Consider the following 3,150-nt stretch of genomic DNA (forward strand, 5'->3'; position numbering starts at 1 on the left):
GTCTTGGACTAATTTGGTGTTACCGAAAGCTTCGATTGGGGTGACAATGGTAGCGGGGACATTCGTGATAGTTCCCGTGGCTGCGTTGGTCGTACCTACGGTATAACCTGTCCCGGTCGCGAGGGTTAAAATGACGGTTTCGTTACTTTCTACTGTGGTATCCGCAGTGGGATCAATTGTTACTTTAGCAGTGGATGAACCAGCAGCAAAGGTGACTGTATTGGTAGTTCCTGTACGAGTGTAGTCAGTATTTAAAGTAGCTGTCCCCCCAACTGTATAGTTAACCGTTAAAGGATTGGTTGTGGAACCGGTACGAGTGAAGATATAAGTCAAGTTGGTTGTCCCATCTTCGGTAACACTACTAGGACTAGGAGAGACAGTAAGAGTAATACTGGGAAGGGTGACATCATCATTCGTAATTGTTCCCGTCACTGCGGTGGTTGTACCTACTGTATAACCTGTTCCTGCAGCGAGGGTTAAAATAACAGTTTCGTTACTTTCAACTGTAGTATCAGCAGTGGGGTCAACTGCTACGGTAGCAGTGGATGAACCAGCAGCAAAGGTGACTGTATTGGTAGTCCCTGTACGAGTGTAATCGGTATTAAGAGTCGCTGTCCCTCCGAGGGTGTAATTAACCGTTAAAGCATTTGTTGTTACTCCGCTACGAGTGAAGGTATAAACCAGATTTGTTGTCCCGTCTTCGGTAACGCTACTAGGAGAAACAGCAAGAGTGATACTGGGAAGGGTGACATCATCATTCTTAATGGTTCCCGTCACCGGGGTGGTTGTACCTACTTTATAACCTGTCCCCGCAGCGAGGGTTAAGGTGACAGTTTCATCACTTTCTACTGTAGTATCAGCAGTGGGGTCAACTGTTACGGTAGCAGTGGATGAATTAGCAGCAAAGGTGACTGTATTGGTAGTCCCTGTACGAGTGTAGTCGGTATTGAGAGTAGCTGTCCCTCCGAGGGTGTAATTGACTGTTAAAGCGTTAGTTGTTACACCTGTACGAGTGAAGGTATAGACTAAGTTACTTGTCCCGTCTTCGGTAACGCTTGCGGGAGAAACCGCAAGACCAACACTTGGAGGCTGATTTGTCCCAGTAAATTGATTTACATCTAGAATCCATAATCCGCCTAGATCTTTCGCTGCTTGAACAGTTAGATAGGCATAATTATTAACAACCTCAACACTCGTTACATAATTAGTAACTTTTTGAACGATACCAAATGGACCATAAGCTTCTGTTACCGGAGCATAAGACGCTGCCAAAATCGGAGAAGATGGGTTGCTAATGTCAATAATATCTAATCCAGCAACACCATAGGCAACATAGGCATAGTTGCCAACTACCTGAACATCTTCAGCAGAAGCAGAGCTACTGCCAAAATACTCACCTTTCAAAGTAGGAGATATTGGGTTACTGATGTCAATGATTTTCAGTCCTCTTGATCCAGCGGCTACATAAGCATAATTGCCTGCGACTTGAACACTATAAAGAATATCTTGTGTTGATATTGAAAATGTAGATTCACCTAATTTGACAGGGGAATTTGGATTACTAATATTGAAAATTTGCAATTCTCCACGACCTGATTGGCGTAGATAACTGATGATGTAGGCGTAGTTTCCGACGATGTCAACACCACTTACATTCCCCTTAACGCCAGTGACATCATCGGGTGCTGGAGCATTTCCTTGGAGAACAGGGGAATTTCGATTGCTGATATTGACAATTTGTAATCCTGATTTTCCGTCTGCTACATAGGCATAGTTGCCAACTATTTTCACATCTTGAGCATCACCTGGAGAATTGTACGTGCTTTTAAGGCTTGGAGAAGAAGGATTACTAACATCAATCACTCGTAATCCTGAAGTACCATCTGCTGCATAAACATAGCCATTAAAAAAATCTACATCAGAGATTTTATCGGTGGCGTTAGACTGACTTACGAGTGCCGGAGCCGTGGGAGTGCTAATATTAATGATCTTAAAGTCTGCTGTACTCAATGACCCATCGGCAATGTAAGCATGGTTGCCTATAACTCGAACATCCCTGGCATTGCGAAGACTCTGGTAGCTTGCAACCAAAATAGGAGTGGGATTTGACTGCTCGAGCGCCATTAACTGACCATCAATCATCACTGTTACCCAATCATTCTCCGCTCGTAATAAAGCCAACTGAGAATCAGACTGAGCGTCCCCCTGTACCAACTCCGCAAAAATTGCCCCCTCATCTCCGGCTCTATCCACCTGATTAATTTGAGCATCCACATAATGCCCAATTTCTTCTAAAATTACCTTAACTATCGTTGCTGAGGAAGCCGTATTTAAAAAATATGCTGATAGATAAATCTTATTCGTACTGCTGGAATATGCACCATTCGCCGTTCCTAAAACCTCATCACTGAGTACCTCAATCTCAGGAAGTTGACTAAAATTTCGACTTTGCCACTGCTGTCGTAATTGCGTCGCTTTAACCACATCATAACTTGTGCCAAAAGCGATGACCAAATTCGCCCAAAAGCCATCAGATTGAGCGAAATTGAACAAAACATCGTCAATAGCAGGAAAAATCGCCAACAGGGTAGAAGTCATGACGTTAACTGCAAAGGTTTATTGCTAACAGTTTTAGCCCAACAGTTCCCAATTTTTCAATACCCCTGTAACAGAAATTAATATTTATACAGAAAACGGGTTTCTCAACGGACAAGAAAACGGGTTTCTCAAAGAAAACGGGTTTTCTAAATAGTTTCTCGAAGAAACCCGTTTTCTCATTTGTTGCAAAGATGTGATCGCTAACGTCAAAGCTAGGCAGTTAAAGTATTTAACCAATTGATTAAATCTTCAACTGTAGAGAAATCGAATAAAGCTTCTCCTAATACTTCAACATCATCAATACTTAACCCCATGATTTTAGTTTCCAATGAAGGATTAATCTCCCCTAACTTGCGTTTAAGTTGACGAAGAATCAATGTCTTTTCGCGTTCAATACCTTGTTCAATACCTAGTTCAATACCTTGACGCATCCAACTGGTGGTAATTTGCATAACTCCCTCCTGTACGGGTTGACTAAATGTGCTAATCTCTTCTTGAAATTGTCTCTCTTCCACTGGATTTAGATTGAGATAAGTATCAATAAATCCAGAA

Annotated in this window: 2 protein-coding genes; both read right to left on the minus strand. The window is 42.3% G+C overall.

The genetic code is table 11. The annotated features are described in order from the left end of the window. Window positions 1–2,598, minus strand: a 2,598-nt coding sequence (locus tag ACE1AQ_RS14510; RefSeq protein ID WP_374808654.1) for a Calx-beta domain-containing protein, incomplete at its 3' end; no start/stop codon positions are given. A 212-nt stretch (window positions 2,599–2,810) separates the two neighbouring features. Beyond that, window positions 2,811–3,150: DUF4351 domain-containing protein (locus ACE1AQ_RS14515; protein WP_374808656.1), on the minus strand; the 340-nt coding region annotated here is incomplete at its 5' end.

It is taken from the genome of Microcystis sp. BLCC-F209 (assembly GCF_041928595.1).
Lineage (GTDB): Bacteria > Cyanobacteriota > Cyanobacteriia > Cyanobacteriales > Microcystaceae > Microcystis.